The sequence below is a fragment of the Micrococcaceae bacterium Sec5.8 genome (genome assembly GCA_039636775.1).
GTDB lineage: Bacteria > Actinomycetota > Actinomycetes > Actinomycetales > Micrococcaceae > Arthrobacter.
The window spans coordinates 108,432-134,029 of sequence record CP143429.1 but is presented as its reverse complement, the minus strand read 5'-3'; the positions used below and the strand labels follow the sequence as shown (position 1 = coordinate 134,029).

At 67.7% G+C, this 25,598-nt stretch carries 24 protein-coding genes; 6 read left to right on the top strand and 18 right to left on the bottom strand.

The genetic code is table 11. From position 1 onward, the window contains the following. Positions 1-30: 30 nt before the first annotated feature. Together VUN84_00660 and VUN84_00655 are read left to right on the top strand one after the other, a co-directional pair. Complete coding sequence (locus tag VUN84_00660; GenBank protein XAS64239.1) at positions 31-657, top strand: thymidine kinase; 627 nt, start codon at positions 31-33, stop codon at positions 655-657. A gap of 59 nt (positions 658-716) precedes the next feature. Continuing rightward, the gene (locus tag VUN84_00655) at positions 717-1,550 is read left to right on the top strand and encodes an alpha/beta hydrolase (protein ID XAS64238.1); all 834 of its coding nucleotides are present in this window, start codon (positions 717-719) and stop codon (positions 1,548-1,550) included. Positions 1,551-1,574: 24 nt separating this feature from the next. On the opposite strand, the gene VUN84_00650 is transcribed toward VUN84_00655, so the two are convergent. From VUN84_00650 to dacB, 15 genes are all read right to left on the bottom strand, one after another. Next, positions 1,575-3,050, bottom strand: a complete 1,476-nt coding sequence (locus VUN84_00650; protein XAS64237.1) for a DHA2 family efflux MFS transporter permease subunit — start codon at positions 3,048-3,050, stop codon at positions 1,575-1,577. 166 nt (positions 3,051-3,216) lie between these two features. After that, positions 3,217-4,116 carry a pantoate--beta-alanine ligase gene (gene panC / locus VUN84_00645; GenBank protein ID XAS64236.1) on the bottom strand — a complete coding sequence of 300 codons (900 nt, stop codon included), beginning with the start codon at positions 4,114-4,116 and terminating at the stop codon, positions 3,217-3,219. Between the two features lies 1 nt (position 4,117). Then, entirely contained in the window at positions 4,118-5,038 is a 921-nt protein-coding gene (locus VUN84_00640; protein ID XAS64235.1) for a DUF2520 domain-containing protein, read from the bottom strand. Beyond that, on the bottom strand, positions 5,031-6,623 hold the full coding sequence (locus VUN84_00635) for a PH domain-containing protein (protein XAS64234.1): 1,593 nt from the start codon (positions 6,621-6,623) through the stop codon (positions 5,031-5,033). Before VUN84_00635 ends, VUN84_00640 begins: the two co-directional genes overlap by 8 nt. Then, positions 6,620-7,132: a PH domain-containing protein gene (locus tag VUN84_00630; GenBank protein XAS64233.1), complete on the bottom strand. Its 513-nt coding sequence runs from the start codon at positions 7,130-7,132 to the stop codon at positions 6,620-6,622. The genes VUN84_00635 and VUN84_00630 overlap by 4 nt, the downstream gene beginning before the upstream one ends. Further along, positions 7,113-7,634 (bottom strand): DUF3180 domain-containing protein, encoded by a 522-nt coding sequence (locus tag VUN84_00625; GenBank protein XAS65903.1) that lies wholly within the window; start codon positions 7,632-7,634, stop codon positions 7,113-7,115. Before VUN84_00625 ends, VUN84_00630 begins: the two co-directional genes overlap by 20 nt. Next, entirely contained in the window at positions 7,634-8,161 is a 528-nt protein-coding gene (folK, locus tag VUN84_00620; protein ID XAS64232.1) for a 2-amino-4-hydroxy-6-hydroxymethyldihydropteridine diphosphokinase, read from the bottom strand. The genes VUN84_00625 and folK overlap by 1 nt, the downstream gene beginning before the upstream one ends. Then, positions 8,158-8,529, bottom strand: coding sequence for a dihydroneopterin aldolase (gene folB, locus VUN84_00615; GenBank protein XAS64231.1), 372 nt, complete (start codon positions 8,527-8,529; stop codon positions 8,158-8,160). Before folB ends, folK begins: the two co-directional genes overlap by 4 nt. A gap of 13 nt (positions 8,530-8,542) precedes the next feature. Further along, complete coding sequence (folP, locus tag VUN84_00610) at positions 8,543-9,481, bottom strand: dihydropteroate synthase (protein ID XAS64230.1); 939 nt, start codon at positions 9,479-9,481, stop codon at positions 8,543-8,545. 11 nt (positions 9,482-9,492) lie between these two features. Next, a complete protein-coding gene (gene folE / locus VUN84_00605; GenBank protein ID XAS64229.1) occupies positions 9,493-10,137 on the bottom strand; it encodes a GTP cyclohydrolase I FolE in 645 nt (214 codons plus the stop codon). Positions 10,138-10,146: 9 nt separating this feature from the next. Next, positions 10,147-12,216, bottom strand: a complete 2,070-nt coding sequence (ftsH, locus tag VUN84_00600) for an ATP-dependent zinc metalloprotease FtsH (GenBank protein ID XAS64228.1) — start codon at positions 12,214-12,216, stop codon at positions 10,147-10,149. A gap of 209 nt (positions 12,217-12,425) precedes the next feature. Next, positions 12,426-12,977 carry a hypoxanthine phosphoribosyltransferase gene (gene hpt / locus VUN84_00595; protein ID XAS64227.1) on the bottom strand — a complete coding sequence of 184 codons (552 nt, stop codon included), beginning with the start codon at positions 12,975-12,977 and terminating at the stop codon, positions 12,426-12,428. A gap of 29 nt (positions 12,978-13,006) precedes the next feature. Then, positions 13,007-14,044 (bottom strand): tRNA lysidine(34) synthetase TilS, encoded by a 1,038-nt coding sequence (gene tilS, locus VUN84_00590; GenBank protein ID XAS65902.1) that lies wholly within the window; start codon positions 14,042-14,044, stop codon positions 13,007-13,009. 80 nt (positions 14,045-14,124) lie between these two features. Continuing rightward, positions 14,125-15,243, bottom strand: coding sequence for a zinc-dependent metalloprotease (locus VUN84_00585; GenBank protein ID XAS64226.1), 1,119 nt, complete (start codon positions 15,241-15,243; stop codon positions 14,125-14,127). Between the two features lie 172 nt (positions 15,244-15,415). Beyond that, entirely contained in the window at positions 15,416-16,918 is a 1,503-nt protein-coding gene (gene dacB / locus VUN84_00580; GenBank protein XAS64225.1) for a D-alanyl-D-alanine carboxypeptidase/D-alanyl-D-alanine-endopeptidase, read from the bottom strand. Positions 16,919-17,073: 155 nt separating this feature from the next. Here dacB and VUN84_00575 point away from each other — a divergent pair, with 155 nt between their 5' ends. The 3 genes from VUN84_00575 to VUN84_00565 all read left to right on the top strand — a co-directional run bounded on the left by VUN84_00575 (position 17,074) and on the right by VUN84_00565 (position 19,833). Continuing rightward, a complete protein-coding gene (locus VUN84_00575; protein ID XAS65901.1) occupies positions 17,074-17,562 on the top strand; it encodes an inorganic diphosphatase in 489 nt (162 codons plus the stop codon). A gap of 112 nt (positions 17,563-17,674) precedes the next feature. Next, complete coding sequence (locus tag VUN84_00570; protein XAS64224.1) at positions 17,675-19,000, top strand: carboxylesterase family protein; 1,326 nt, start codon at positions 17,675-17,677, stop codon at positions 18,998-19,000. A 71-nt stretch (positions 19,001-19,071) separates the two neighbouring features. After that, a complete protein-coding gene (locus VUN84_00565; protein ID XAS64223.1) occupies positions 19,072-19,833 on the top strand; it encodes a DUF429 domain-containing protein in 762 nt (253 codons plus the stop codon). Between the two features lie 24 nt (positions 19,834-19,857). Here the strand turns inward: VUN84_00565 and VUN84_00560 are convergent, their stop codons facing one another. Next, on the bottom strand, positions 19,858-22,245 hold the full coding sequence (locus tag VUN84_00560; protein XAS64222.1) for a phosphoketolase family protein: 2,388 nt from the start codon (positions 22,243-22,245) through the stop codon (positions 19,858-19,860). A gap of 409 nt (positions 22,246-22,654) precedes the next feature. On the opposite strand from VUN84_00560, the gene VUN84_00555 reads away from it, so the two are divergent. Next, positions 22,655-23,254, top strand: a complete 600-nt coding sequence (locus VUN84_00555; GenBank protein ID XAS64221.1) for a helix-turn-helix domain-containing protein — start codon at positions 22,655-22,657, stop codon at positions 23,252-23,254. Positions 23,255-23,284: 30 nt separating this feature from the next. Here VUN84_00555 and VUN84_00550 read toward each other — a convergent pair whose 3' ends face one another. Then, positions 23,285-24,157 (bottom strand): HAD family hydrolase, encoded by an 873-nt coding sequence (locus tag VUN84_00550; GenBank protein ID XAS64220.1) that lies wholly within the window; start codon positions 24,155-24,157, stop codon positions 23,285-23,287. A gap of 86 nt (positions 24,158-24,243) precedes the next feature. Then, positions 24,244-25,524: a serine--tRNA ligase gene (gene serS / locus VUN84_00545; protein ID XAS64219.1), complete on the bottom strand. Its 1,281-nt coding sequence runs from the start codon at positions 25,522-25,524 to the stop codon at positions 24,244-24,246. Positions 25,525-25,598: the final 74 nt, after the last annotated feature.

Here is a 25,598-nt window from a genome sequence, read left to right as displayed (position 1 = left end):
TCGGTGGGCAACCCTTTCGAAAGGACCCCCTTGGCCAAGCTTTACTTCCGCTACGGCGCCATGAACTCCGGCAAGTCGACGGGGCTGCTGCAGGCCGCCTTTAACTATGAGGAACGCGGCCAGCGCGTCCTGCTGGCCAAGCCGGATGTGGACACCAAGGGCGATTCCGACGTCGTGTCCCGGCTGGGGATGACCCGTTCGGTGGACTTCCTGGTCCCGGCCGGGGCCTCAGCCCGTGGTCTGTTCACCGCCCACGCCCATGGTGACGACCCCGACGCGCTGCTCAAGCACGTTGACACGAAACCGGTCGCGTGCCTGCTGGTGGATGAGGCGCAGTTCCTGGAACCGGCCCAGGTGGATGACCTGTTCCGGATCGCGGTGCTGGACAACGTTCCCGTGCTGGCTTACGGCATCCGCACGGATTTCCGTACCCGGGCATTTCCGGGATCGCTGCGCCTCCTGGAGATCGCGCACACCCTCGAGGAGCTGAAAACCATCTGCCGTTGCGGCCGGAAGGCTATTTTCAATACCCGCCGGGCCGGCGACGACGTGGTCTTCGACGGCGACCAGGTCGCAATCGACGGCCAGGACGTCTGGTACGAGTCTCTGTGCGGCTCCTGTTACCTCGAAGCCTCCACCGGCCGGCTCGGCGGCTGACCGACCGGGCTGCCGGAAAGCTACTACGCCGTAGCTGCAGCCTCGGCTAGGCTCGGAGCATGACCCGCGAGAACATCAGAACCCCCGACGGTGGAACGATCGAGCTTTTCAGCACGGGTGCCGAGCTCGCCTCAGCCGGTTCCGGCGTCGTGGTCGTTCCGGCCTCCATGGTGACAGCCGCGGATTACACCCGCTTCGCCCAGAAACTCAGCGCCTCCCTGGGCCGCCCGGTGCACACGTTCAACCGGCGCGGCCGCGGCTCATCCTCCCCGCAGCCGGAGGATTACACCCTCGACGTGGACATCCACGACCTCGCTGCTGTCATGAAGCACACGTCCAGCACGGACGTCTTTGGGCACAGTTTCGGCGGGGCGGTGGCATTGCACGCGGCCCGCACCCTGCCGGTGGAACGCCTCGCGGTCTACGATCCCGCCGTCTCCGTAAACCACAGCGTCACCGCTGACTGGACCGCCGAGTACGAGAAGGCGACGGCAGCCGGGGACGACGACCGCGCCCTTGCAGTCCTGCTCAAGGGCCTGGAGACCGGCAGCGCCCTGTCCAGGATGCCGCTGTCCATGCTGACCCTGGCGAACAAGCTCTCTGCAGGAACACCGCTCGGCAAGCAGATGCGCGAGCTGATGAAAACCGGCGTCCGGGAGATCAAGGCCATCATCGCCGCCGATATGCCCGCCGAGCCGTTCCTGGAGCTGCCGCTGGAAACGCTGATCGTGGTGGGCGAGAAGAGTCCGGCGTACTTCGGCGTGGCCTGCGCCCAGATCCACGAGGTGCTCTCCGGGTCCAGCTACACGATCCTGCCGGGCATGGGGCACGACGGCGTGAACAAGGCGCCGGACAAACTCATCTCCGAACTCAGCGCCTTTTTCGCCAGTTAGCGCATCCCCCGCAACCGACGCGGGTCAGTGCCCGGCTGCCGGGTGCTCCACCGCGTCCGTCTTGCGCATCATCGCGGCAAGCACGACGGCGGCAACGGCGATGGCCGATGCGGTGAGGAACGCTGCATGCATTCCCGCGACCATCCCCGATCCGGCGGACACCACAGCGTAGATCGAAACGAGCAGCGCCGTTCCGGCGGCCCCCGCCACCTGTTGCGAGGTGTTCATGATGGCCGAACCGTGCGAGTAGAGGTGTGGCGGCAGCGGATTCAGCCCGGTGGTGAAAGCCGGCGTGAAGATCAGGGCGAGGCCCAGGCTGAGGATGACGTGCAACGTGATAATCCAGCCGACCGGGGTGCCCGCGTCCAGCAAGGAGAACTGGAACAAAGCTGCCACCAGCAGCAGTGAACCGGTGACTGTCAACGGCAGCGGCCCTACCTTGTCGAAGATCCGCCCGATGAACGGGCCCAGCAGGCCCATGGCGAGTCCGCCGGGAAGCAGTGACAGCCCCGTCTCCAGTGATGTCAGCCCCCGCACTTCCTGCAGGTACAGCGGCAGGAGGATCACGGCCCCGAACAGCGCGATCATGGCAATCACCAGCAGCAGCACGGAGACTGTGAACATCCGGAAGTTGAAGGCCCGCAGGTCCAGCAGCGGCGCCTCGGCCTTTTGCAGCCGGACCTGGCGGAAGACGAACGCTGCCAGGGAGAGAACGCCGGCAGCCAGCGCGATGATGGCGGGGGCACCGGGACCGTCTTGGCCGCCACCGCCGATCTGGCTCAATCCGTACACGAGCCCACCGAAGGCCGGAACGGTCAGCAGCACCGACGGCACGTCAAGCCTGGTATGTTCCCTTTCGCCGATGTTGGTCAGATATTTGGCGCCGATGGCGAACGCGGCGAGCGCGATCGGCAGGACGAAGACAAACATGAAGCGCCAGGAGAAGTGCTCAAGAATAACGCCGGACACTGTGGGTCCCATGGCCGGAGCCACAGAGATGGCGATGCTGACGTTGCCCATGACGAAGCCGCGGCGGGCGGCGGGAACCAAGGTGAGGATGGTGGTCATGAGCAGCGGCAGCATGATGGCCGTCCCGCCGGCCTGGATGATCCGTGCGAGCAGAAGGATTTCGAATCCCGGGGCCAGTGCTGCGAGCAGCGTGCCGCCGGAGAACAGCCCCATGGCCAGCATGAAGACGGCGCGGGTGGTGAGCCGCTGCAGGATGAAGCCGGTGGTGGGGATCACAACGGCCATGGTGAGCATGAAGCCGGTGGACAGCCACTGCACGGTGGGGGCGGTGACACCGAGGTCCACCATGAGCCGCTGCAGCGCGACGTTCATGATGGTTTCGTTCAGGATCACCACAAACGTGGCCACCAGCAAGGTGGCGATGATGGTGACCGATTCCCGGGACATCTTCGCCGGCGGTGCGGCGCCTCCGCTGGAATCCCGGGTCCGCGCGGGATCGCCGGCGGGCTTGGAAGAGACGTCAGTGCTCATGGGGTTCCCTCAGGAAGTCTTGTGAAGTGGGTGGACAGCGTCGGCGCTGCCTCATGCGCAAACAATCCCGGCCGGAGAGTAATTCCCGCCGGCTAACGCCATGCGGGCCAGACCCGGTCCACCGTGGAATTCAGCCTGGGCGCCAGGTGACCCATGCTGCGTGGGGTCAGGAGTCCAGCGGAACGTTGTCGATCAGCCGGACCGGGCCGACTGTTGCTGCGATGATCGCCAGGGCCTCGCCGCGGAAGGGGGTCTCCCGGCAGTTCTCGGCAAGCGGTTCCAACGTTCGCGGATCCACCACTTCGAAGTAGTCCAGCTGCACGAGGGGCTGGGATTCCACGAGCGCCTGCGCGGACTCGAGATCCAGCGGCTGGTGGGCGTTGGCGCGTTCCTCAACCAGCCGCAGTGCCCGGGAAAGCACCAGGGCCGCTTCGCGTTCCCCGGCGCTGAGGAAGCGGTTGCGGCTGGACAGCGCCAGCCCGTCCGTGGAACGTACGATCGGCACTGCCACGATCTCCACGGGGAAGTTCAGGTCAGCCACCATGCGCCGGACCAGGGTCAGCTGTTGGGCGTCTTTCTGGCCGAAATACGCCCGGTAAGCCGGCAGTTCCGCTCCGCCGGAGGCCCCTGGCAGTCCGTAGTGCAGTAACTTAGCCACCACGGTCAGGGCGCCGTCGAAGTGTCCGGGACGGGACGCGCCCTCCCATTTGCCGGCTATCGGCCCCGCGCTGATCCGTACCGACGGCTCCCCGCCGGGGTAGACCTCCGCAACGTCGGGAGCAAAGACCAGGTCCACTCCCACGGCGTCCAGGAGCGCAAGGTCCGCGTCCAGGGTCCGCGGATACCGTTCCAGGTCGACGGCCTCGCCGAACTGCAGCGGGTTCACGAAGATACTCGCCACCACTACATCGTTTTGTTTGACGGCCGCGCGGGCCAGCTCCGCGTGGCCAGCGTGCAGGGCGCCCATGGTGGGCACCAGACCCTGCGAGGTGCCGCCCTTGGCCTTGAGCAGCCGGGCGCTTTCAGCCCGGAGCCGGGCGGCGGTGGTCACGACTTGGATCGCCAAGTTACAAGCCTTCCGTGGGATTCGGGGCAGCGCCGTCGGGGCCTTCCAGCGCCTGGTTGACGCCGTCGAGTTGCTCCCGGTTCAGCAGTCCCCGGCGCCCGGCCCGTCGGGCCGTCGCCCGGGCCATGGCCAGGTACGCCTCCAGAATATCGCCGCCTGAGTTGGCGTCGTGCTCCCGCAACGATTCGGCGTGTGCTGCAAGAGTACCCATGTCACCGCGGGCCACCGGCCCGGTCAGGGCGGATTCACCGGATGCGAGTGCGTTCTCGAGTGTCGCGCGCAGCAGCGGACCCAGCATGCGTTCGGGAGAGTCGACGCCGACCTCCCGGAGCAGCTGCGAAGCCTGCGCCACCAGCGTGACGATATGGTTCGAGCCGTGGGCGAGAGCCGCGTGGTAGAGGGTGCGGTCGGCCTCGGCAATGGCGACCGGTTCGGCACCCATTTCCACCACCAGGGCCTGCGCGATCGGCAGCATGGCGGCGTCCGCTGTGACGCCGAAGGTGCAGTCCAGCAGCCGGGTCAGGTCCAGGCTCATCCCGGTGAAGGTCATGGCCGGGTGCAGCGCCAGCGGGATGGCACCAGCGGCGCGGACCGGGTGCAGGATGCCGACGCCAAAACGGCCGGAGGTGTGGGCCACCAGCTGGCCGGGCTGCCATGCTCCGAGCTTCGCCAGGCCTTCCACGAGCGGGCCGAGGGCGTCGTCCGGCACGGCCAGGAGCACCAGCTCGGCGCGTTCGACGATATCCTGCACGTCCAGGACCGGGACGCCGGGAAGCAGGGCCTCTGCCCGCTCGCGGCTGGCATCCGAAACGGCGGAAACTCCGATGATGGCGTGCTCTGCGCCGCGCAGCGCCGCGCCCAGGATGGCGCCGACTTTGCCGGCACCGATGATTCCGATGCCGAGCCGTCCTGGTTTAGCCATGATGCTGGTCTTCCTTCCTGTTGGGGTTTCCGGTGGATGCGGGGTCTTCGAGGGGGGCAGGAGTTCCGTTGCCGGCTGGGTCGCCGGGACGGGCCGGGTCGGCCACGAGGGGCCGGACCTTCTCCAGCCAGTGCTCGCTGGTCTGCCGCTGGCGGGCCACCCGGGCGCGTGCCGCCTGCGCGTCCAGCAATTCGCGCCCCTCATCCAGGCCCACCTGGATCAGCCGCGGGGACACCGGTCCGGACGTCGTGTGCAGCACCAGGTCAGCGACCCGGAACCGGCGGGCCAGGGGGCCTTGCTGCAGCGCCATGGACTGCGTGCGCTGGTGCGGGACCACCACCAGGTGCCGCCACATCCGGCCCGAGCGGATAAGAAGGGCAGTACCGGTGGCGGTGAAACCGTTCCGCCGCCAGCCCAGGGGCGCCAGCAGCCGGGCCCGGTGCGGGGTAGTGACGAAGCCGCCGTCGTCCGGCCCGGAGCCCGCTGGGCCCCCGCAACCTGCCGCATCGGGAGGGCGAGCTGCGGAGGCAAGGCCGTGGACTCCGGCGCTGAAAACCGGCAACGGGTCCGGGGTGCCCGGGTCCGGCAGGACCAGGGAGAGCATCCTAAGCACCTGGGGGAAGGTTCCCACCGGCAGCAAAGTGGTCCGGGACGAGCCTCCGCCGCTTTCTCCCGCGGCGCCGTAACCGGCCACGTTGACCTCAATCCGGTACCAGCCAAGGAACCGCCAAAGCGGAGGCTGGCTCACGCGCAGGGCCTGGATCCGGCCCGGCGGCAGAGTCTGCGCCTGGGTGTCCAGCAGCCCGTAGCGCAACCGGATGCCGTCCGGCGAAATGGCCGCGGTGAAGTTGTAGCCCCTGTTGATGGAGTTCCAGTACGCAGCCACCATGCCGAGCACCGCAGGAATCAGGAAGAGGTAGAAACTGCGGTTCTCGGTCGCGGCGGACAGCAGCACAGACGCTGCACCGCCGGCCACCACAACTACGCTTTGTTCGCTCAGGAGCAGGGAACCCACCAGGCGCCCCGGCGGGACGGTGAGCACTGCCTGTTCGGGTGCCTCCGAAGCCGGGGCCGCAGGGTCCTCGGAGGCCGGACCCGCGCCCGAGGCGCGGGCCAGGATTGTTGCCCTCAGCTGCCGCGCCTCATCCATGCGGAGGTAGGCGAGCCGCATGGCGGACTCGCCGGCGTCGGCCACCTCGAACTTGAGCTCGGCCAGCCCGAAAATCCGGGCCAGCAGCGGCTGCACAATATCAATGGCCTGGACCCGGTCCAGCCGGGCCTGCCGCTGCTGCTTGAAGAGGAACCCGGAATTGACCCGGACGTACCCCTCGGCCACCTGGTAGCGGGTGAAATACCAGCTCAGGACATAACCGACGACGGTCAGCAACAGCACCACGCCGCCGCCGAGCAGCAGCCACGGGGCCCGGCCCGCGATCTGGTCATTGACGAGCGGGCCGCCCCGAAGGAGGCGCTCGAAGGTGTCCCGAAAGAAGAAGAATCCGATGGCGGCCAGCGCCACCCAGCCACGCACGAACGGCGAGGCCGGATGCACCCGCAGCCAGGCGCCGTCGGGGGTTCCGGTCACAGTCCGGCCAACCGGGCTTCACCGCGCGCGGAAAGCTGTTCGCGGAGCCGGGCGCCTTCCGCGGCGGGCAGACCCGGAATCAAGGCGTTGGTGCCGGCGGAGGCGGTGGGCAGTTTCAGGGTGCACAGTCCCAGGCTGCGTTCCACGGGGCCCGCGCCGATATCCACGTACTGCATGCGGCCATATGGGACCACGAGGATGCGTTGGAAGAAGATGCCGCGGCGGATCAGCAAGTCATCTTCCCGCTCCGCGTAGCCGATGGCCCGCACCTGGCGGGGAATGAGCATGAGCCGCCACAGGGCCAGGACCAGCATGCCGGCCGGGACGGCGACGGCCAGCCACAGCGGAAACGACGGCCACCAGCCGTTAACGATCAGCACGAGAGGCAGGCACAGGAGGGCGACGACGAGGATATTCGCCAGCGCCCAGCCGGCGATCCGCACGGTGACGTACTTCGGTGAGACGCGCAGCCAGGTGATGCCCGGGGGGTCAATCGCCTCGGTACGCATATTCGCCTTCCGCGTTGGGCTTGCGCTTTTCCTGGCGGCCCGGGGCCGATTCGCCCTCGCCGTCCTCGGGGGGTATCCGGCAGAACCGTTCCACGATCAAGCCCACCGCGATCATGACCAGACCGCCGCCGCCCATGGCCACGGCCTGCCAGGCAAGGCTTTGGTCGCTGCGCAGGTTCCAGAGTCGGAGCTGGTCAACGAAGATCCCGGCATGCCAGCCGAGCAGGACACCGCCGGTGTAGGCGCAGGCCTGGGCGAGGACCAGGGTCCAGGCGGCCAGGATCGGGTTGAGCAGTGTCTTCTTGTTGCCGTTGCGCCATCGCAGCACCCTGACCCCGAGCACGAGGGTCAGTACCACGATGACACCCATGGTGATGAGTCCCGTCAGCGGCAGGACGGGCGTGTTCAGGCTGTACCGGGTGGTCAACAAGGCGGCGAGCCAGCCCAGGACCCCCACGGCCAACGCAATGATGAACAGCACCAGGGGGCTGGTCAGCTTCATCATTGCGCTGCTCCGGCCGCGCCGTGCGAGTTTTCGAAGCCGTCAAACGGGAGGAGGCCGGCGAAGTCCGGCGCCTTGACGGCGAGCTCGCTGACGCGTTCGCCGTCCAGTTCGGCCGCGGGGTCGATGAGCGACCAGGGGTAGAGGACGAACGCCCGCTGGGCTGCGCGCGGGTGGGGAAGGGTGAGCTCGGGGTCGGAACTGGCCAGCTCCCCGTAGGTGATGATGTCCACGTCGAGGGTGCGCGCGCCCCAGTGGACGTCGCGGACCCGGAGGTGCTTTTGTTCCACCGCGTGGCAGTGCTGGAGGAGCTCATGCGGCGTCAGTGTGGTGTCCACGGCGATCACCATGTTGAGGAAGTCCGGCTGGCCGGCCGGACCGCCCACCGCCCTGGTCTGGACAATCGGCGAGATGGCCAGGAGGCGGACTTCGGGGGGATCGACGATATCCGCGACGGCCGCCGAGAGGGTTTCGCTGCGCTCCCCCAGGTTGCTGCCGAGCGCAAGGACCGCCCTGGTGTAGCTCATGGCTGCTCCTGGCGGGTGCGCCGGACGCTGACGGAGACGTCGCCGAACGCCACGTCGATCGGGGCTTTGGGTTTGTGTACGGTGATGCCCACCGCCGCGGCGACGGGGAATTTGGCCAGGATATCCTCGGCGATCCGCACGGCCAGCGCCTCGATCAGGTTCACGGGTTCCCCCGTGATCCACGCCCGGATGCAATCTGCCACCTCGCCGTAGTGCGCGGTGTCCAGCACGTCGTCGGACGCGGCAGCCCTGCTGAAATCCAGGTGCAGGACAGCGTCAACGACAAACGGCTGACCATTGCGCCGTTCGAAATCAAATACGCCGTGATGCCCGACGGCGGTAACGCCGCTCAACGTGATCTGGTCCATGGTGGCCTGCCGTTCAGACGACGGCGGCGGGTGAAGCCGGGGCCGGCGCGGCCGCCACCCGGGCGGCGACTTTGACGGCGTCGAGGCTGGAACCGACGTCGTGGACCCGGACCGCCCATGCGCCCCGCCAGGCACTGATGGCGGTCACCGCGGCGGTGGCGGCATCGCGTTCGGCGGGCGGAGCGGCCTTGCCGGCAACGGTCAGGAGGCTGCCGAGGAACCGCTTGCGGGAGGCGGCGACGAGGACCTTGTGCCCCATGGCCTGCAGCACGTCCAGGTGCGTGAGCAGTTCCCAGTTCTGCGCATCGGTCTTGGAAAAGCCCAGGCCCGGGTCCACGATGATCTGTTCCGGGGTGACGCCGGCGGCGTAGAGCTTGTCGCGGATGCCGGTGAGCTCGGCGGCGACGTCCGCGGCGACGTCCGCGTAGTCAGTCAGCGTGTCCATGGTGCTGGCGTTGCCGCGGCGGTGGGTGAGGATGTAAGGGGCTTTGCTGCGGGCCGCGAGCTCGGCCATCTCAGGTTCCATGCCAAGCCCCGAGACGTCATTGATGATCGCGGCGCCGGCGTCCAGCGCTGCTGCGGCGGTGGACGCGTGGGTGGTGTCGATGCTGACCAGGGCGCCGGCTTTGACCAGTGCCGAGATCACGGGCAGGACGCGTCGCTGTTCCTCGCCGGGCTCCACGTCGGTAGCGCCCGGGCGGGTGGATTCACCGCCGACGTCGATAATGTCGGCGCCGGCGTAGAACATCCGCAGTCCGGCGGCAACAGCGGAGTCCGCGGTGGGGTGCTGGCCGCCGTCGCTGAAGGAGTCCGGGGTGACGTTCAGGATCCCCATCACAAGCGTCCGGTCCGTGGGCAGATCCTGAAACTTCGCCGCCGGCCGGGGTTTGCGCAGCACAGGCAGGGGCGAGGTCGCGGGGCCGGTTCCGGGGGCTGCAGCGAGGGAATCCATAGTCTGGGGTATTACCTTCCGATGATGAGGCTCATGGCCTCGGCGCGGGTGGCCGGGTCATGGAGTTGTCCGCGGACCGCGCTGGTGACGGTCCTGGCGCCGGGCTTGCGGATGCCGCGCATGGACATGCAGAGGTGTTCACATTCGACGACGACGATTGCGCCGCGCGGCTTGAGGTGTGTGACGAGGGCTTCGACGATCTGCGTGGTCAGACGTTCCTGGACCTGGGGGCGGCGGGCAAACAGGTCCACGAGCCGGGCCAGTTTGCTGAGCCCGGTGACTTTCCCGTCGTGGGAGGGAATGTACCCGACGTGGGCAACACCGTGGAACGGCACCAGGTGGTGCTCGCAGGTGGAGTAGAACGGAATGTCCTTGACCAGGACGAGTTCCTCGTGGTCCAGGTCGAAGGTGGTGGCCAGGATTTCCGCCGGGTCGTGGTGGAGTCCGGCGAACATCTCGGCGTAGGCCTTCGCCACCCTTTTCGGGGTGTCCACCAGGCCGCTGCGATCCGGGTCTTCGCCGATTGCGAGCAGGATTTCCCGAACAGCGGCCTGGATCCGGCTCTGGTCCACGGCGGCAGGGCCGGGGACGGACCCTCCCGTCACCGCAGCAGCGGTGGCGGGAGCGTCGTCGTCGTCATTGAAGAAAGAAGTCACTTCAGAAGCCTAGCCGGGATGGCCGTCAGGCCCGAGATCCGTCACACCGCCCTGAAACGGCTCCTGTCCGGCAACAACACCCTGGGCGTGCGGCGGGAAAGTATCCAGCGGCTCTTCAAGGCGGGCTTCCTTGGCTTCTTCCTGTGCCTCGCGTTCGGCCTTCTCCCGGCGGGACTCGACCGGTCCGACGTTCTGGATCGGGCGGGTCTCCTTGGACAGCCAGATCTCGCGGAAATCGCGTTTGCGGATGTGGGTGAAGACCTGGGCGATTTCGGCCTGGTTGAGCGTTTCGCGTTCCAGCAGTTCAAGGGCCAGCTGGTCCAGGACGTCGCGGTTTTCAATCAGGATGGCGTAGGCCTCGTCGTGGGCACCCTCAATGAGGCGGCGGACTTCCTCATCGACGATGTACGCGATCTGGTCGGAGTAGTTACGCTCGTGGCCGGCGTCGCGGCCCAGGAACGGTTCCCCGCCGCCCTGGCCGAGCCGCACCGCGCCGACGCGTTCGCTCATGCCGAACTCGGTGACCATTTTGCGGGCGATGCCGGTGGCTTTTTCGATGTCGTTGGACGCGCCGGTGGACGGGTCGTGGAAGACGAGCTCCTCCGCGACGCGGCCGCCCATGGCGTAGGCCATCTGATCAAGCAGTTCGTTGCGGGTTACGGAGTATTTGTCGTTCTCCGGGACCACCATGGTGTAGCCCAGGGCGCGGCCACGGGGCAGGATGGTGATCTTGGTGACCGGGGCCGAATTCCGCAGCGCGGCCGCCACCAGGGCGTGTCCGCCCTCATGGTAGGCGGTCACTTTGCGCTCGTGCTCTTTCATGACCCGGCTGCGTTTCTGCGGGCCGGCCATGACACGGTCGATGGCCTCGTCAAGGGCGCGGTCATCAATCAGGTTGGCGTTCGAGCGGGCCGTCAGCAGCGCCGCCTCGTTGAGGACGTTGGCCAGGTCCGCGCCGGTGTAGCCGGGGGTCTTCTTGGCCACGGCCTTGAGGTCCACTCCGGGAGCCATCGGTTTGCCCTTGGCGTGGACCTTGAGGATCTGGTCGCGGCCGATCAGGTCGGGGGCTTCGACCGAGATCTGCCGGTCGAAACGGCCCGGCCGGAGCAGGGCCGGGTCGAGGACGTCGGGGCGGTTGGTGGCGGCGATCAGGATGACGTTGGTTTTGACGTCAAAGCCGTCCATTTCGACGAGCAGCTGGTTGAGGGTCTGTTCGCGCTCGTCGTTGCCGCCGCCGATGCCCGCACCGCGGTGGCGGCCGACGGCGTCAATCTCATCCACGAAGATGATGGCCGGTGCGTTGGCTTTGGCCTGTTCGAACAGGTCGCGGACGCGGGAGGCGCCAACGCCGACGAACATCTCGACGAAGTCCGAACCGGAGATGGAGAAGAACGGAACGCCGGCCTCGCCGGCGACGGCGCGTGCCAGCAGGGTTTTGCCGGTACCGGGAGGTCCGTAGAGCAGCACGCCCTTGGGAATTTTGGCGCCCACAGCCTGGAACTTCGCAGGTTCCTGAAGGAATTCCTTGATTTCTTCGAGTTCCTCGACGGCCTCGTCAGCTCCGGCGACGTCGCCGAACGTGACTTGGGGCATGTCCTTATTAACCAGCTTGGCTTTGGACTTGCCGAACTGCATGACCTTGGATCCGCCGCCCTGCATCCGGGAGAGCAGGAACCAGAAGAGGACGCCGAGGAGGAGGACCGGGATCAGGAGGGAGAACAGTCCGGCCAACCAGTTGCTCTCAACCGGCTGGTCGGTGTAGCCGCTCGGAGGGCGGGAGTCGGTGACGGCCTTAACGACGTCGGCGGCGCGGGCGTTGACGAAGTAGAACTGAATGTTCTTGCCCTTGTCCTGGCCGTCAACCTGCAGGTTATCCTTCAGGACCAGGTCCACACGGTTTTCCGCGTCGAAGATTTTGGCCTGTTCAACCTTGCCGCCGTCGGTCAGCAGCGCAAGTCCCTTGTCAGTGTCGATCCGGGCCGAACCGCCCGGGGACAGGGTGGCAAAGGCCAGCAGGAGCATGCCAACTACTACGACAATCCAGATGCCCGGGCCCTTGAAGAAACTCTTAGCTTTCATCTGTGCGGGGCAGGCCCCGTCCCTCCTGGTAGTGCTGCACGGCGACCGATCTGCGCGCGTGTGGTGCTGCGTCAGTGTCTAGCTATACACCGTCGCTGTAGCTCACGCACGGTGAAGCCCAAAAGTTCCCTGAGGGCGTAGCGGCGCCGGGCAGGACCGCCCTGGTGCTGGACCTGGGGTGCTGTCCCGCCGCGCGCCGCGGCGGACCGCTACTCGTAGACGTGCGGTGCGAGGGTGCCCACGAAGTCCAGGTTGCGGTACTTCTCGGCGTAGTCCAGGCCGTAACCGACCACGAATTCGTTGGGGATGTCGTACCCGACGTACTTGACGTCGATCTGGACTTTCGCGGCGGTGGGCTTGCGGAACGCGGTGCAGATTTCCACGGAGGCCGTGCCCCGGGATTCCAGGTTGGTCTTGAGCCAGGACAGGGTCAGGCCGGAATCAATGATGTCTTCGACGATCAGGACATCCTTGCCCATGAGGTCGGTGTCGAGGTCCTTGAGGATGCGGACCACGCCGGAGGACTGCGTTCCGGACCCATAGGACGAGACGGCCATCCAGTCCATGGACACGTGGCTGTGAAGGGCTCGGGCGAGGTCGGCCATGACCATCACAGCGCCCTTGAGCACGCCGACGATCAGCAGATCGCGGCCTTCGTAGTCCTTATCGATCTGGGCAGCGAGTTCGGTGATCCGGGACTGAATCTGCTCCTTGGAGTACAGAACATGCTTGAGATCTGACTGGACGTCGTTTGAATCCACCAATAACTCCTGTGTAGATGCGGGGGCAACTATAATTTGGGCGGTTTTTGAGGCCGGAATACAAGCTTCCCACAGCGGGCCGCCTCGCGGGGAACGCCGCCGGGGCCGGACTGCCCTTCGGTGAGGAGCTGCGCAAGGGAGAGCCGGTAGACACTGACGGCGCCGGGGAGCTCCACCGGACCCGCGGATCCCTGCCGGCGGAGCAATGCTTCGGCGGCCAGCAGCCGCTGGTAGCTGGGCTGCTGGCCGCCGACGGCGGCCGCGGCCTTGGCGATCACCCGGAACCGGACGGCGGGCGCGAGCCCGCGGAGCGCGTCCTCGGGGAGGCTGATCGTGGCGCCGGAGTGCTCACGCAGCCCAAGGTAGGCCTCTTCGGCCACATCCTCGAGGTAATCGGCGTCGAGCTGCAGGATGGCGGCGGTCCGCGCAAGCGATTCGGCCACCCCCGGGCCGAGCTTGTCCTCAAGCAGCGGCAGCACCTCGACGCGGGTCCGGGACCTCGCGAACGCCGGATCCGCGTTGCTCGGATCGTGCCACGGATCCAGCCCTTCCGCCTCGCAGATCGCGAGGGTGTCCGCACGGCGCAGCCCGAGAAACGGCCGCAGCAGGGGTCCGCGGGCCGGCCGCATGCCCGCCAGGGACCGCGTTCCGGAGCCCCGGGCCAGCCCCAGCAGCACCTGTTCTGCCTGGTCATCCAGGGTGTGGCCGAGCAGGATGGCGGCCGCGCCGGTATCCGCGGCGGCGGCCTCCAAGGCCGCGTGCCGGGCGTCCCGCGCGGCGGCCTCCGGACCCATTCCCGTGGACGCGACCTCCACGGTCCTGAGCTGGACGGGCGAGAGGCCCAGCTCCCGCAGTGCCGCCACCGCAACGGCGGCGACGTTGGCGGAACCGGGTTGCAGCTGGTGGTCAACGACGGCGGCGCCCACAGAAACGGGGTGGCCGTCCACGTGCCCGCGGCGGGCGAAGTAGGCCGCGGCGGCGGCGAGGGCCAACGAGTCGGGTCCGCCGCTGCAAGCCACCAGGATCCGTTCCGGGTAGCCTGCGCCGGCCAGCGCGGCCTGCACCATTTTCCGTGCTGTGCCGACGACGGGCGCCAGCCGGCCGGGCCGGCGCCGTCCGCTGGAGACGGGACTGGAGGTCACGGGATTTAGTGCCCCATCCGGTCGAGCCAGAGGCGGGAGTTGTGGATTTCGTTCTCGGTCGGAAGGTGCTGCGCTGACTCCCAGACCTTGTTGAAACCCTCCATGCCGGCCACGTCCACCACTTCACGAACGAATTTTGACCCGTCGGTGTATTGGCGCATTTTGGCGTCCAGTCCGAGCAGGCTGCGGATGAATTTCTCGATCACGCCGCGGTCCGCAGACCGGGTATTGAAACGCTGCCGGATGGTTTTAACGGACGGCACGATGCTCGCGTCCACCGCGTCCATCACCACGTTGGCGTGACCTTCGAGCAGGCTCATCAGAGCGGTCAGGCGGGAGATCGCAGCCTTCTCCTCGGGGTTTTGCAGCAGATCAAGGACGGCGCCACGGCTGGGCGCGGCGCCGGAGGCGGTGCGGTCCTTGAGCGATTTCGCCGCCGCGGTGGCCCGTTCCATCAGCGAGTCGACATTGCCGAGCAGCTGACCGCTGAGGCTCTCGATCTCGTCCAGCATGTGGTGCCGCAACCAGGGAGCGGCGGCGAACTGCACCCGGTGGGTCTGTTCGTGGAGGCAGACCCAGAGCCGGAAATCCTCGGGTTCGACGTTGATCTCACGCTCCACCGAGATGATGTTCGGAGCCACGAGAAGCAGGCGTCCGGCAGCCGGGGCTGTGGAGTCCTCGGCCAGGGCGGAGAAGGGGTCGTACTGGCCCAGGACTTTGCTGGAGAGGAACGCCAGGATGGCGCCGAGCTGGCTGCCGGTGATGGCCCCACTGACGCTGGCCGCGCCGGGGTTGAGGGTGCCGCGGCGGCCCTCGACCATCTTTTCCATCGCAGGTTTGAGCATGACGGCAAAGCTCTGGGTGTTTGCCTTGGACCAGGAGGCCCGGTCCACCACCAGGACCGAGGAGTCGCGAAGGTCCCGGGCAGCCTCGAGTCCTGTGATGTCGTGGACGTGCGGCACGGAAATGTCCGCCATGAGCCGAAGGTTCTCCACCGCGGCGCCGATTTCGGCTGATCCCATGCTGGGCCCGGCCGGTGTCAGCCGTGCGGCGGTGGAAGCGGCAAGTTCCCAGTTGATCAGAGCTTGGGCTTGGACTGATGTCTCGCTGGCAGAGGACTCCATAGGCTCCATCAGATCACAGGGGACTGACAATCCGCCCTTAATTCGTCGGCCGGCGAACGGGCCAACCATGCCGGGCCAACCATGCCGGCCAACTCGACGGTTCCCTGCCGGCCAGACGTTCACACAGGGCACAGACATCGCGTGCGCAGGGAACCGTCGAAACGGCGCAGCTTCAGCGGCAGCCGCAGCCTGCCAGAACGGAGGCGGTGCGGTCCAGCGCTGCCTTGTTGGCCGCCCCGGGGGTCAAGCCATTACCGAGAAAGGAAAACACCAGGAGCCGTCCGTCGGCGTCGACCACGTAGCCGCTCAGGGCGATCACGGTGTTCAGCGTTCCGGTTTTGGCCCGGACCAGGCCCGCCCCGCGTGCGGTCGCCGCGTCGACATACCGGTCAGCGAGGGTTCCGGTGAGGCCGGCGATGGGAAACCCGGCCAGGCCGGCGCGCAGCCTGGCATCCGCGCCGGAGGTGATGGCCCGGACCACGCCGGCGAGCTGCCGGGCGGAGACCTGGTTGGCCAGCGCAAGTCCTGAGACGTCGGCAGCGCGGAGGGTGTCCGCGGGGATGTCGAGCTCCTCCAGTTGCTGCAGCACCGCCGCGACGGCGCCGTCGTTGCTGCCGGGTTTCCCGGCCGCGATCGCCGCCATCCGGCCGATGGTTTCGGCGAGGTAATTGTCGGAGGTCCGCAGCAACAGGTCCACTTGCTGGCCTACCGTGGCGGACTGGACCTCGGCCAGGAAGGGGGCCGCGTCGCCGCCGGAATCCGTCGCGGCCGGCACCCTGACCACGCCGGGCGCCACCGTCAGCCCGGCGGCGGCGGCCGCGGTGGAGAGCTGGCCGGAAAACGCCTCGGCGGCGCTCAGCGCAGCGTCCGGGGGGCGGGGCCCGGTGGTCCTGGCGGGGTCGAAGCGGGCCGAGTTCAGGGCCAGCGGGAACAACGGCGCCATCTCGCCGGCGGCAACGTCCTCAAGATTCCAGGCCGGGTTGAGGGCGGGCCCGGTGAAGAGCGAATCATCCAGTTGCACACTCAGGGGCACGGAGACGCCGTCGTCCTTGAGGGCACGGACGGTTGCCTGCGCCAAGGTGGCGAGCCCGGCATGGCCGAGCACGGCGCCGGGCACCGATTCGCCGGAACCCAGGAGAACGTCACCACCGCCGGTGAGCACCACCGCTCCGGGGGCGGCTCCCGCCACCGTCCGGGTGCTGAAGCGGCGCTCCGGCCCCAGCAGGCGCAGGGCCGCGGCGGCGGTGAGCAGTTTCATGTTCGAGGCGGGGACGCGGAGAGCGTCGCCGGAACGGTCGAAGAGCACCTCCCCGGTGGCGGCATCCTGCACGACGCCGGTGAAGCTTCCGGCGCCGTCGGTCATGAGGGTTTTGTTAAGTTGGGCAGCAAGGGGGCCCGCCGCCGGGACGGGGGCGGCATCGGCGGGCGGCTCGACGCCGGCCGCGGCGCCACCGGGGCCGCCGCGGGGGTCCAGCGTGCTGGGAATCTGTTGCCAGGCCGGGATGGCCGGCGCGGCGGAGCTTGAGGGCGCCGGGCTGAGGAAGCCCGGCGCGAGGGCAACGCCGGCGGGGACGGCGAGCATTGCGGCCAGCAGGGCCGGGAACAGCCGTGGGAAGCTCCGCCGCTGCGGTCCGGCAGCCGGGCCCGCGCCGGAGCGGCTTGTTCTGCGTCTCATGCTGCTATTGGTCCTTCGTCCTGAAATGTCCCCGCTAGTTCCTGAAACCTGGGCCGCTCGCTATATCCTCAATAGTAGTCGGCGGCACCGGCAGCATCCCATGTGTGCCGCGCACCCCCGAACCGCGCACCCCTGAACTCATCAAGGAGCAGCCCATGAAGCACGACGTGACCATCGAGATCCCCAGGGGATCCCGCGTTAAGTACGAAGTCGACCACGAAACGGGACGCGTCCGCCTGGACCGTGTCCTGTTTACCTCCATGCAGTACCCCGCCCACTACGGGTTCTTCGAAAACACCTTGGGCGAAGACGGCGATCCGCTGGATGCACTGGTCCTTCTGCAGGACTTTGATCTGCACCCCGGCGTCATTGTCGAGTCGCGCCCCATCGGCGTGTTCAACATGACCGATGACGGCGGCGGCGATGCGAAGGTGCTCTGCGTCCCGGCCGACGCCCGTTTCGATCACATCAATGAGATCAGCGACGTCAGCGAATTCCTGATCAAGGAAATCGAGCACTTCTTCACCCGCTACAAGGACCTGGAGCCGGGCAAGTGGGTCAAGGCTGAGGGCTGGGGCGACCGCGCAGCGGCCGAGGCCGAGCTTGAGGCGTCCATCAAGCGGTTCGTTCCCCACACGCACTAAGGTTTCTCACCACCGTTCCTCCACCACGCGGGGTCACCCACCGCCCATCCGTCCGACGGATCCGGGCCGTGCGTGATCCCGCGTTGGCAGTTAAGTATGAAATCGTTGACGTATGAACGACGTGCCTGCTTTCAATCCCCCCTGCGGTCCGGTCACCGGGTGGCGGAACGCCCCGGTGGTGCGCGCCACCGGAATTCCCTATGCGACGGCGGGACGTTTCCAGCCGCCAACGGCTGCGCCGGACCGGACCGAAGTGCTGGCAGCCACGTCACTTTCCCCCGCCTGCCCGCAGGCGCCGGTTCCGTTCCTGGATGACATTCTGGGCACCCGCTACGGGGAACTTCCCGGCAGCGAGGACTGCCAGCGGCTCTCGATCACCCTGCCGGCGGACCTTGGTGCGGACGAACGCCTTCCCGTGATGGTGTGGCTGCACGGCGGGTCCTACACCTCCGGCTCCGGGGACCTGGCGATCTTTGACCCTACGGCGCTGGTGGCCGAGAACCGGGTGATCGTGGTCTCCGTGACCTACCGGCTGGGCTTGTTCGGCTACCTGGCCACCGGGACCGGCCGGCCGGCGAACCTCGGTCTGCTGGACCAGCTCGAGGCGTTCCGCTGGGTCCAGCGCAACATCAGCGCCTTCGGCGGCGACCCCCAAAACGTCACAGCCTTCGGGCAGTCCGCGGGCGGCGACGCCGTCGCGCACTTGATGGCAACGCCGGAAGCCCCCGGCCTCTTCCGCCGTGCCATCATTCAGAGCGCACCGCTGGGCATCACCCGGGGAAGGCAGAAGATGAGCGCCGCCATGGGCATCGCCGCGGAAAAGGTCACCGAAGACACTCCCGCGATGGACGTGGTGGAGGTCGAAGAACACGTGTCGCAGGTGGCCCGGAAGTTCGGGCTGATCGCGGCCATGCCGTTCGGCACCCAGTACGGGCACGCCCCCCTGCCGCCGGAGTCGGACATCGAGGACGCCTGGAACGCCACCGCCCCCGGCATCGAAGTGCTGATCGGCCACACCTCCGAGGAAGCCAGGATGTTCCTGCCGCGCAACCCCGCCGTCAGCCGCCTGGCCAGGATCCCGGTGCTCGGGACCGCCGCCGTCCGTGCCATCAACTGGGGCGTGACCGAGGCGGTGTACGGCAGGGCTGCCAGGAAGTTCGCCCGCCGGCACGCCCGGGCCGGCGGCACAGCCTACAGCTATGTGCTGTCCTGGGCCGCACCGGGAAATGTGTACGGTGCCGCGCACACCGTGGACCTGCCTCTGCTCTTCGGCAACGAAAATACGTGGGCAGGAGCCGGGCTGCTCAAGGGCGCCAGCTGGAACGACATCGACGCGCAGGGCCGCGAACTGCGCGCGATATGGGCCCGTTTCGCCTCCGGGGCGGGCCTGGCAAGCCGCGGCGGAATTCCCGGTGCCCTGCGGTACCGGTCGGTCTAGGGCGAAGGAACGGCTGATCCCATGCCCGGGTCCTCTGATCCACGGCGCCGCCAACCGGCGGGCGGACGGCAGTGAAGACCCTCGGCGTCGACCTCGCCGCGGCCACCAAAAAGACCGCGGCCGCCGTCCTCGAATGGGGTGCGGGCACCGCCCGCTTGACGCACTTGGCGCTCGACGTCGGCGACACGGAGATTGTGCGGCTCTTCGGCGTGAGCGACATGACCGGGATCGACTGCCCGGTGGGCTGGCCGGACGCGTTCCTGCCCTTCCTGGCGGGCCATCTGGCCTTCGACGCGCACCCGGTGCTGGACCATGACGGCATCGAAGGCCGCCGGCTGCTGGCCTACCGGGACACGGACCGCTTCGTCACGGCCCGGACCGGGCTGATCCCGCTCAGCGTCTCCGCCGACCGGCTGGCACATCCGGCGATGCGCTGTGCCGTCATCCAGGCCAAGATCTCCCGGGACCACGGCCCGCAGCCCCGGGACGGCAGCGGCCGGCTGGCGGAGGTTTACCCCGCGGCGTCCCTGAAGTCCTGGGGCCTGCTGGCCCGCGGCTACAAGGGCCGCGGCGGCATCGAAACGCAGCGGCTGGCCGGACTTCTGGACGGGCTGAAGGAGGCAGCACCCTGGTTGGACCTGGCCGGAAGCGAGGACCGGCTGGCCGCCTCCGATGACTTGTTCGACGCCCTGATCGCCTCCCTCACTGCACGGGCAGTGGCCCTCGGCAGCACTCTGCGCCCCGGCGCCGGAGATGTCCGGGCCGCCCGGACCGAAGGCTGGATCCATCTGCCCCTCGGCGGCCTGTCCGCGCTCAGCGTCTCCGGGCCGTAGCCGCACTCCCGGCAGCAGCGGCGCTCAGCCGAGGTTGAGGGTCCAGCCGCTGATCTCCGCGGCGTCCTCGCCGTGGACCCGGGTGTGGTTGTGCGCCCGGATCCGCCGGTCCTGCAGTGACTGGCGCAGCAGTGAATGCCGTTCCGCCAGCCCCGGCACCCGGTCGATCGCGTCGATCGCCAGCTGGTAGCGGTCAATGCCGTTGAGCATCGCCATGTCGAACGGCGTCGTGGTGGTGCCCTCCTCCTTGTAGCCGCGCACGTGCAGGCCTTCCTGGTTGGTGCGGCGGTAGGCCAGCCGGTGAATCAGCGACGGGTAGCCGTGGTAGGCGAAAATGATCGGCCTGCCGGCGGTGAAGATGCCGTCAAAGTCCCGGGAACTCAAGCCGTGCGGGTGTTCGGCGGGGTCCTGGAGCCGCATCAGGGCCACTACGTTCACCACCCTAATTTTCAGTCCCGGCGCGCCCTGCTTGAGCAGTTCCGCCGCTGCGACGGTTTCCACCGTGGGAACGTCCCCCGCGCAGGCCAGCACGACGTCGGGCTCTTCGCCGGGGACCTCCGACCCGGCGAACTCCCAGATTCCCAGGCCGCGCTGGCAGTGCTGGGCGGCGTCAGCCGGTCCGAGCCAGGTGGGCGAGGGCTGCTTGCCGCTGACAACGATGTTGACGTAGTCCCGTGACCGGAGGCAGTGCTCCATCACGGAGAGCAGGGTGTTGGCGTCCGGCGGCAGGTAGACGCGGATGACCTCGGACTTTTTGTTCACCGCGTGGTCTATGAAGCCGGGGTCCTGGTGCGAGAAGCCGTTGTGGTCCTGCTGCCACACGTGCGAGGAGAGCACGTAGTTCAGCGAGGCCACGGGCCGGCGCCACGGCAGGTTCCGGGAGACTTTGAGCCACTTGGCATGCTGGTTGAACATCGAGTCGACGATGTGGATGAAGGCCTCATAGCAGCTGAAGACACCGTGCCGGCCGGTCAGCAGGTAGCCTTCCAGCCAGCCCTGGCAGAGGTGTTCGCTCAGAACCTCCATGACCCGCCCGGCGCGGGCCAGATGTTCATCAACTTCTTCGATCCGGGACTGCCAGACCTTGTCCGTGACCTCATAGACATCCTGCAGCCGGTTGGAGGCGGTCTCGTCCGGACCGAACAGTCGGAATGACTCCGGGTTGAGAGCTATGACATCCCGCAGCCAGGATCCCAGGGTGACCATGGCACTGACCCGCTCAGCGCCAGGCTGCGCGACGGGCACGGCGTAGTCCTCGTACTTGGGCAGCTTCAGGTCGCGGAGCAGGAGGCCGCCGTTCGCGTACGGCGTTGCACTCATCCGCAGTTCCCCGGCGGGAGCATTGGCCGCGACATCCGGCCGCAGGCGTCCGGCGTCGTCGAAGAGTTCCTCCGGTCGATAGGATTCGAGCCACTCCCCCAGCATTGCCAGGTGGTCGGGGTTGGTGCGCACCTCGGACAGCGGCACCTGGTGGCTGCGCCAGGTGCCTTCCACCTGCAGCCCGTCAACGGTTTTGGGACCGGTCCAGCCCTTGGGCGAGCGCAGCACGATCATCGGCCACGCGACGGCGGCCGGATCCGCTCCGCCTGCCCGTTGCCCGGCCTGGATCGTCCGGATTTCGGCCAGGCAGCTGTCCAGGGCTGCGGCGAAATCCCGATGGGCTGCGGCGGTGTCCTTCGGATCCGTGACGGTCACGAAGTGCGGTTCGTGACCGTAGCCGCGGAGCAGCTGCCCGAGTTGCGCTTCGGGCATGCGCGCCAGGATTGTGGGGTTGGCAATCTTGTAGCCGTTCAGGTGCAGGATGGGCAGTACGGCGCCGTCGTGCACCGGGTCCAGGAAGTTGTGCGAATGCCAACTCGCGGCCAGCGGCCCGGTTTCGGCCTCGCCGTCGCCGATCACGACGGCGGTAATCAGGTCCGGGTTGTCGAAGACGGAGCCGTACGCGTGGGCCAGGGCGTAGCCGAGCTCGCCGCCTTCGTTGATGGACCCCGGCGTCTCGGGGGCGGCGTGGCTGGGGATCCCGCCAGGGTAAGAGAACTGCCGGAAGAGCTCAGCAAGGCCCTCCCCATCCGGGCCCACGTTGCTGTAGATCTCCGAGTACGTGCCCTCCAGCCAGGCGTTGGCGACCACCGCGGGGCCGCCGTGGCCGGGCCCGGCAATGAACAGCATTTTCTGGCTGTCCCGGCGGATGACCCGGTTCAGGTGGGCGTAGACAAAGTTCAAGCCGGGAGTGGTGCCCCAGTGGCCCAGCAGCCGCGACTTGGTGTCGGCGGCGCTCAGGGGGTCGCGCATCAGCGGGTTCGAGCGAAGATAGATCTGCCCCACGGCCAGGTAGTTCGCCGCCCGCCACCAACGGTCCACGAGATCCAGGTCCGGCGCGTCTATTCGGCCACCATTTGTGTCACTTTTCACCGCAGTTCTCGTTTCCGTCGGGCCGCCGTCGGTGGCACAGCCTCCATCGCAACATCTCCCGGCAGTTAGGGCAACCCCGGGGGAGGCACTTCTGGGCCGAAGCCTGGCTGCTCTGGGGGTTATCGCGGTGGCCGGAGCCCTCATGGGAGTGTTGAACTCCCTCGTCCGGAATCCCGCCCTCGGCCCGCTGTCCTTCGCCCTCCCGGACAGCACAAGGGGTCTTCACCGGAGCGTTGGCGGCGGTGCGGTTTGTGGTCCTCCGGTGATCGCCCTTCCGGGGTGGCGGGAGGCGCCGCGGCCCTGCCGGATCCAAGGCTCGCGGCGGCCCGGCCGCAGCCCTGCCAGCCAGGGAATGCGGCGGAACTGGGACATTTGCCCCTCATCTACCAACGGGTAGTGTGGATTCAGAATGTTCACGCTGACCATCAACCAAACCGACAGCCGGCGCGACGGCGACTGCGTGCCGCAGCTCCTCAAGGACCTGCGGCACATTCCGGCGCGCCTCGATTTTGACCGCTCCGTGGAGGACGAGGTCCAGGGCATCGTGGACTGCCCACGCCAGGCTGTCGAAGCGGCGATGATTGCCCTTCGGACCGGCAGCTGGTACGTCGGCATCGGCGTCGGGCCTGTCAACGAGCCCCTGCCGAACCAGATCAAAGACGCCTCCGGCCACGGACTGATCTATGCCCGCCGCGCCGTCGACCGGCTCCGCAACGGCAAGGACCGCATTCCGGTGGCGGTGGAGGGCCCGCTGGCCGAGCTGGCAGCGGAGGCCGAGGCCGTGCTGCGCCTGCTGGGGCACATTGTGCACGACCGGAGCCCGGCGGAATGGCGGGTCCTGGACCTGCTGACCCCCGGCGTCCGCGGACAGCAGAAAACCGTCGCCGAAGAACTCGGAATCACCACCCAGGCGGTCAGCAAGGCCGTGGCCCGGGCGCAGTGGAACGAGGAACACGCGGCGCGGCCCGCCGCGGCCCGGCTTTTAGGCCTGATCCTCGAGGTGCGCTGACAGGACGCCCGGCCGTTGACGGCCCGGCGGCTAAAGCAGCAGACTCCGCAGCACGTGGGCGGCGCCGTCGTCGAAAACGGAGTGGGTGACCTCGTCCGCGGCGGCGATGACTTCCTGCGGCGCCTGGCCCATGGCGACGCCGCGGGCGGCCCAGGTCAGCATCTCAATGTCGTTGCGGCCGTCGCCGACGGCCACCGTGCGGTGCGCCTCAATGCTCAGCCGGGCCCGGAGGTGCTCAAGTGCACTCGCTTTGGTCACCCCTGCGGCGGCGATGTCCAGCCATGCCGTCCACCCCACCGAATACGTCACACCGGCCAGGCCGATATGGCGGATGGCGGTGTTGAACTCCTCGGGGGTGTTCTCGGAACTGAAGACCACAACGCGCACGGCCGTGGCTTCGAGCATGGTCTGGAAGTCGACGCCGATGGCCTCGACACCGAAACTGGCGTCCTGGAAACGTTCGGTGGAGAGAAAGTTTCCGTCCGCGTCTTCCAGCGCGTATTTGGCCGAGGGCAGCCGCTTGCGCAATGCCCGCAGCGCGGGGCCCGGATCGAAGGTCGCCTTGTGCACAATTTCGTAGCCGTCGGGCAGGCTGGGATCCAGCCGCAGGGTGACTCCGCCGTTGGAGCAGACGGCGTAACCGTTTTCGATGCCGATGTGCTCAATGATGGGCAGGGTCGCGTTCAGCGACCGGCCGGTCGCGATGGTGACATGGTGTCCCGCTGCCACGACGTCCTGGGCGGCTTCCCGGACGGGAACGGACATGTGGCCGTCATGGTCCACCAGGGTGCCGTCGACGTCGAGCGCAACCATCAGCTTCTGGGCTGCGGTGTTCGTGTTGTTCCGGGTGTTCTCTCGCCGGTCATCGTTGCCGGCGACTGAGGTTTCAGTCAATGTTGTCATCCATTAAGTAGAGCAGACACCCCCGGCCGCCGCTAGGACGCAGGCCACAGCGCACGGTGAATCCGGGGTGAACAGCTGTTGACGGCTCAGATGACGGGAAAGACCGTCATCCCGCCAAGGTATTTCTGCAGCGCCTGCGGAATGTTGACGGAGCCGTCCGGGTTCTGGTGGTGCTCCAGAATGGCCACGATCCAACGGGTGGTGGCCAGGGTGCCGTTAAGCGTGGCGACGGCGCGGGTGCCCTTCGATGCCCCGTCCCCGTTCAGCACACGTTCACGGATGTTCAGCCGGCGGGCCTGGAAGCTCGTGCAGTTGGAGGTCGAGGTCAGCTCACGGTAGGCGCCCTGCGTCGGAACCCAGGCCTCGCAGTCGAACTTGCGGGCTGCGGAGGTTCCCAGGTCTCCGGCAGCGGTATCAATCACCCGGTAGGGCAGTTCGCACTTGGCGAGCATCTCCTCTTCCCAGGCCAAAAGCCGGGCGTGCTCGGCGGCCGCCTCCTCGAGGGTGGTGTAGATAAACATCTCCACCTTGTTGAACTGATGTACGCGGATGATCCCGCGGGTGTCCTTACCGTGCGAGCCGGCCTCCCGGCGGTAGCAGGAGCTCTGACCGGCGTAGCGGATGGGGCCGCCGGAGAGGTCCAGGATTTCGTCCGCGTGGTAGCCGGCCAGCGCCACCTCGGAGGTGCCCACAAGGTACAGGTCGTCCTCGGCGAGCCGGTAGATTTCAGCGTCATGCTTGACGTCGAACCCGGTGCCCTGCATGGTTTCCGGCCGGACCAGGGTGGGGGTGATCATCGGCACGAAGCCGGCATCGATCGCCTGCTCCATGGCCATCTGCAGCAACGCCATTTCCAGCCGGGCGCCGGCGCCGCGCAGGAAGTAGAACCGCGAACCGGAAACCTTGGCGCCGCGTTCCATGTCGATGGCGCCGATCAGCTCACCGATTTCCAGGTGGTCTTTGGGCTCGAAATCCGGGAATTCCCTGGGGGTGCCAACGGTTTTGACCACGATGTAGTCATCCTCGCCGCCTGCGGGCACACCGTCCTCGATGAGGTTGGGGATCCCGCGCAGGAGTTCCTCGTGGGCGGCCTGTGCAGTGTCTGCCTCCGCGGACGCGGCCTTGACCTCGCCGGCCAGGACCTTGACCTCCGCCAGCAGGGCTTGTTTCTCCTCGCCTTTGGCCTGCGCCACCTTCTTGCCGAAGACATTCTGCTCGGCCCTGAGGTTTTCAAAGCGGATGAGGGCGGCACGCCGGGATGAATCCGCGGAGATGATCGCGTCCACCACGGATTCGTCGGCACCGCGGGCGCGCTGGCTGGCCCGGAACTTATCCGGATTTTCGCTGAGGTCTTTTACATCGATCACCTGACAAGAGTATCCAATCCGGCCGCCGTTGCCGGGCAAACAGGCCCATGGCCAGCGGCGGGATAGTGTGGGAG

Bases quoted from the DNA above. Each gene is read 5' to 3' on its own strand.
- VUN84_00555 (XAS64221.1), top strand. From the start codon at position 22,655: ATGTTCACGCTGACCATCAACCAAACCGACAGCCGGCGCGACGGCGAC.
- folB (XAS64231.1), bottom strand. From the start codon at position 8,529: ATGGACCAGATCACGTTGAGCGGCGTTACCGCCGTCGGGCATCACGGC.
- VUN84_00640 (XAS64235.1), bottom strand. From the start codon at position 5,038: ATGGCTAAACCAGGACGGCTCGGCATCGGAATCATCGGTGCCGGCAAA.
- VUN84_00575 (XAS65901.1), top strand. From the start codon at position 17,074: ATGAAGCACGACGTGACCATCGAGATCCCCAGGGGATCCCGCGTTAAG.
- folK (XAS64232.1), bottom strand. From the start codon at position 8,161: ATGAGCTACACCAGGGCGGTCCTTGCGCTCGGCAGCAACCTGGGGGAG.
- ftsH (XAS64228.1), bottom strand. From the start codon at position 12,216: ATGAAAGCTAAGAGTTTCTTCAAGGGCCCGGGCATCTGGATTGTCGTA.
- dacB (XAS64225.1), bottom strand. From the start codon at position 16,918: ATGAGACGCAGAACAAGCCGCTCCGGCGCGGGCCCGGCTGCCGGACCG.
- VUN84_00630 (XAS64233.1), bottom strand. From the start codon at position 7,132: ATGCGTACCGAGGCGATTGACCCCCCGGGCATCACCTGGCTGCGCGTC.
- VUN84_00650 (XAS64237.1), bottom strand. From the start codon at position 3,050: ATGAGCACTGACGTCTCTTCCAAGCCCGCCGGCGATCCCGCGCGGACC.
- VUN84_00570 (XAS64224.1), top strand. From the start codon at position 17,675: ATGAACGACGTGCCTGCTTTCAATCCCCCCTGCGGTCCGGTCACCGGG.
- VUN84_00585 (XAS64226.1), bottom strand. From the start codon at position 15,243: ATGGAGTCCTCTGCCAGCGAGACATCAGTCCAAGCCCAAGCTCTGATC.
- folP (XAS64230.1), bottom strand. From the start codon at position 9,481: ATGGATTCCCTCGCTGCAGCCCCCGGAACCGGCCCCGCGACCTCGCCC.
- VUN84_00550 (XAS64220.1), bottom strand. From the start codon at position 24,157: ATGACAACATTGACTGAAACCTCAGTCGCCGGCAACGATGACCGGCGA.
- VUN84_00625 (XAS65903.1), bottom strand. From the start codon at position 7,634: ATGAAGCTGACCAGCCCCCTGGTGCTGTTCATCATTGCGTTGGCCGTG.
- tilS (XAS65902.1), bottom strand. From the start codon at position 14,044: ATGGTGCAGGCCGCGCTGGCCGGCGCAGGCTACCCGGAACGGATCCTG.
- VUN84_00655 (XAS64238.1), top strand. From the start codon at position 717: ATGACCCGCGAGAACATCAGAACCCCCGACGGTGGAACGATCGAGCTT.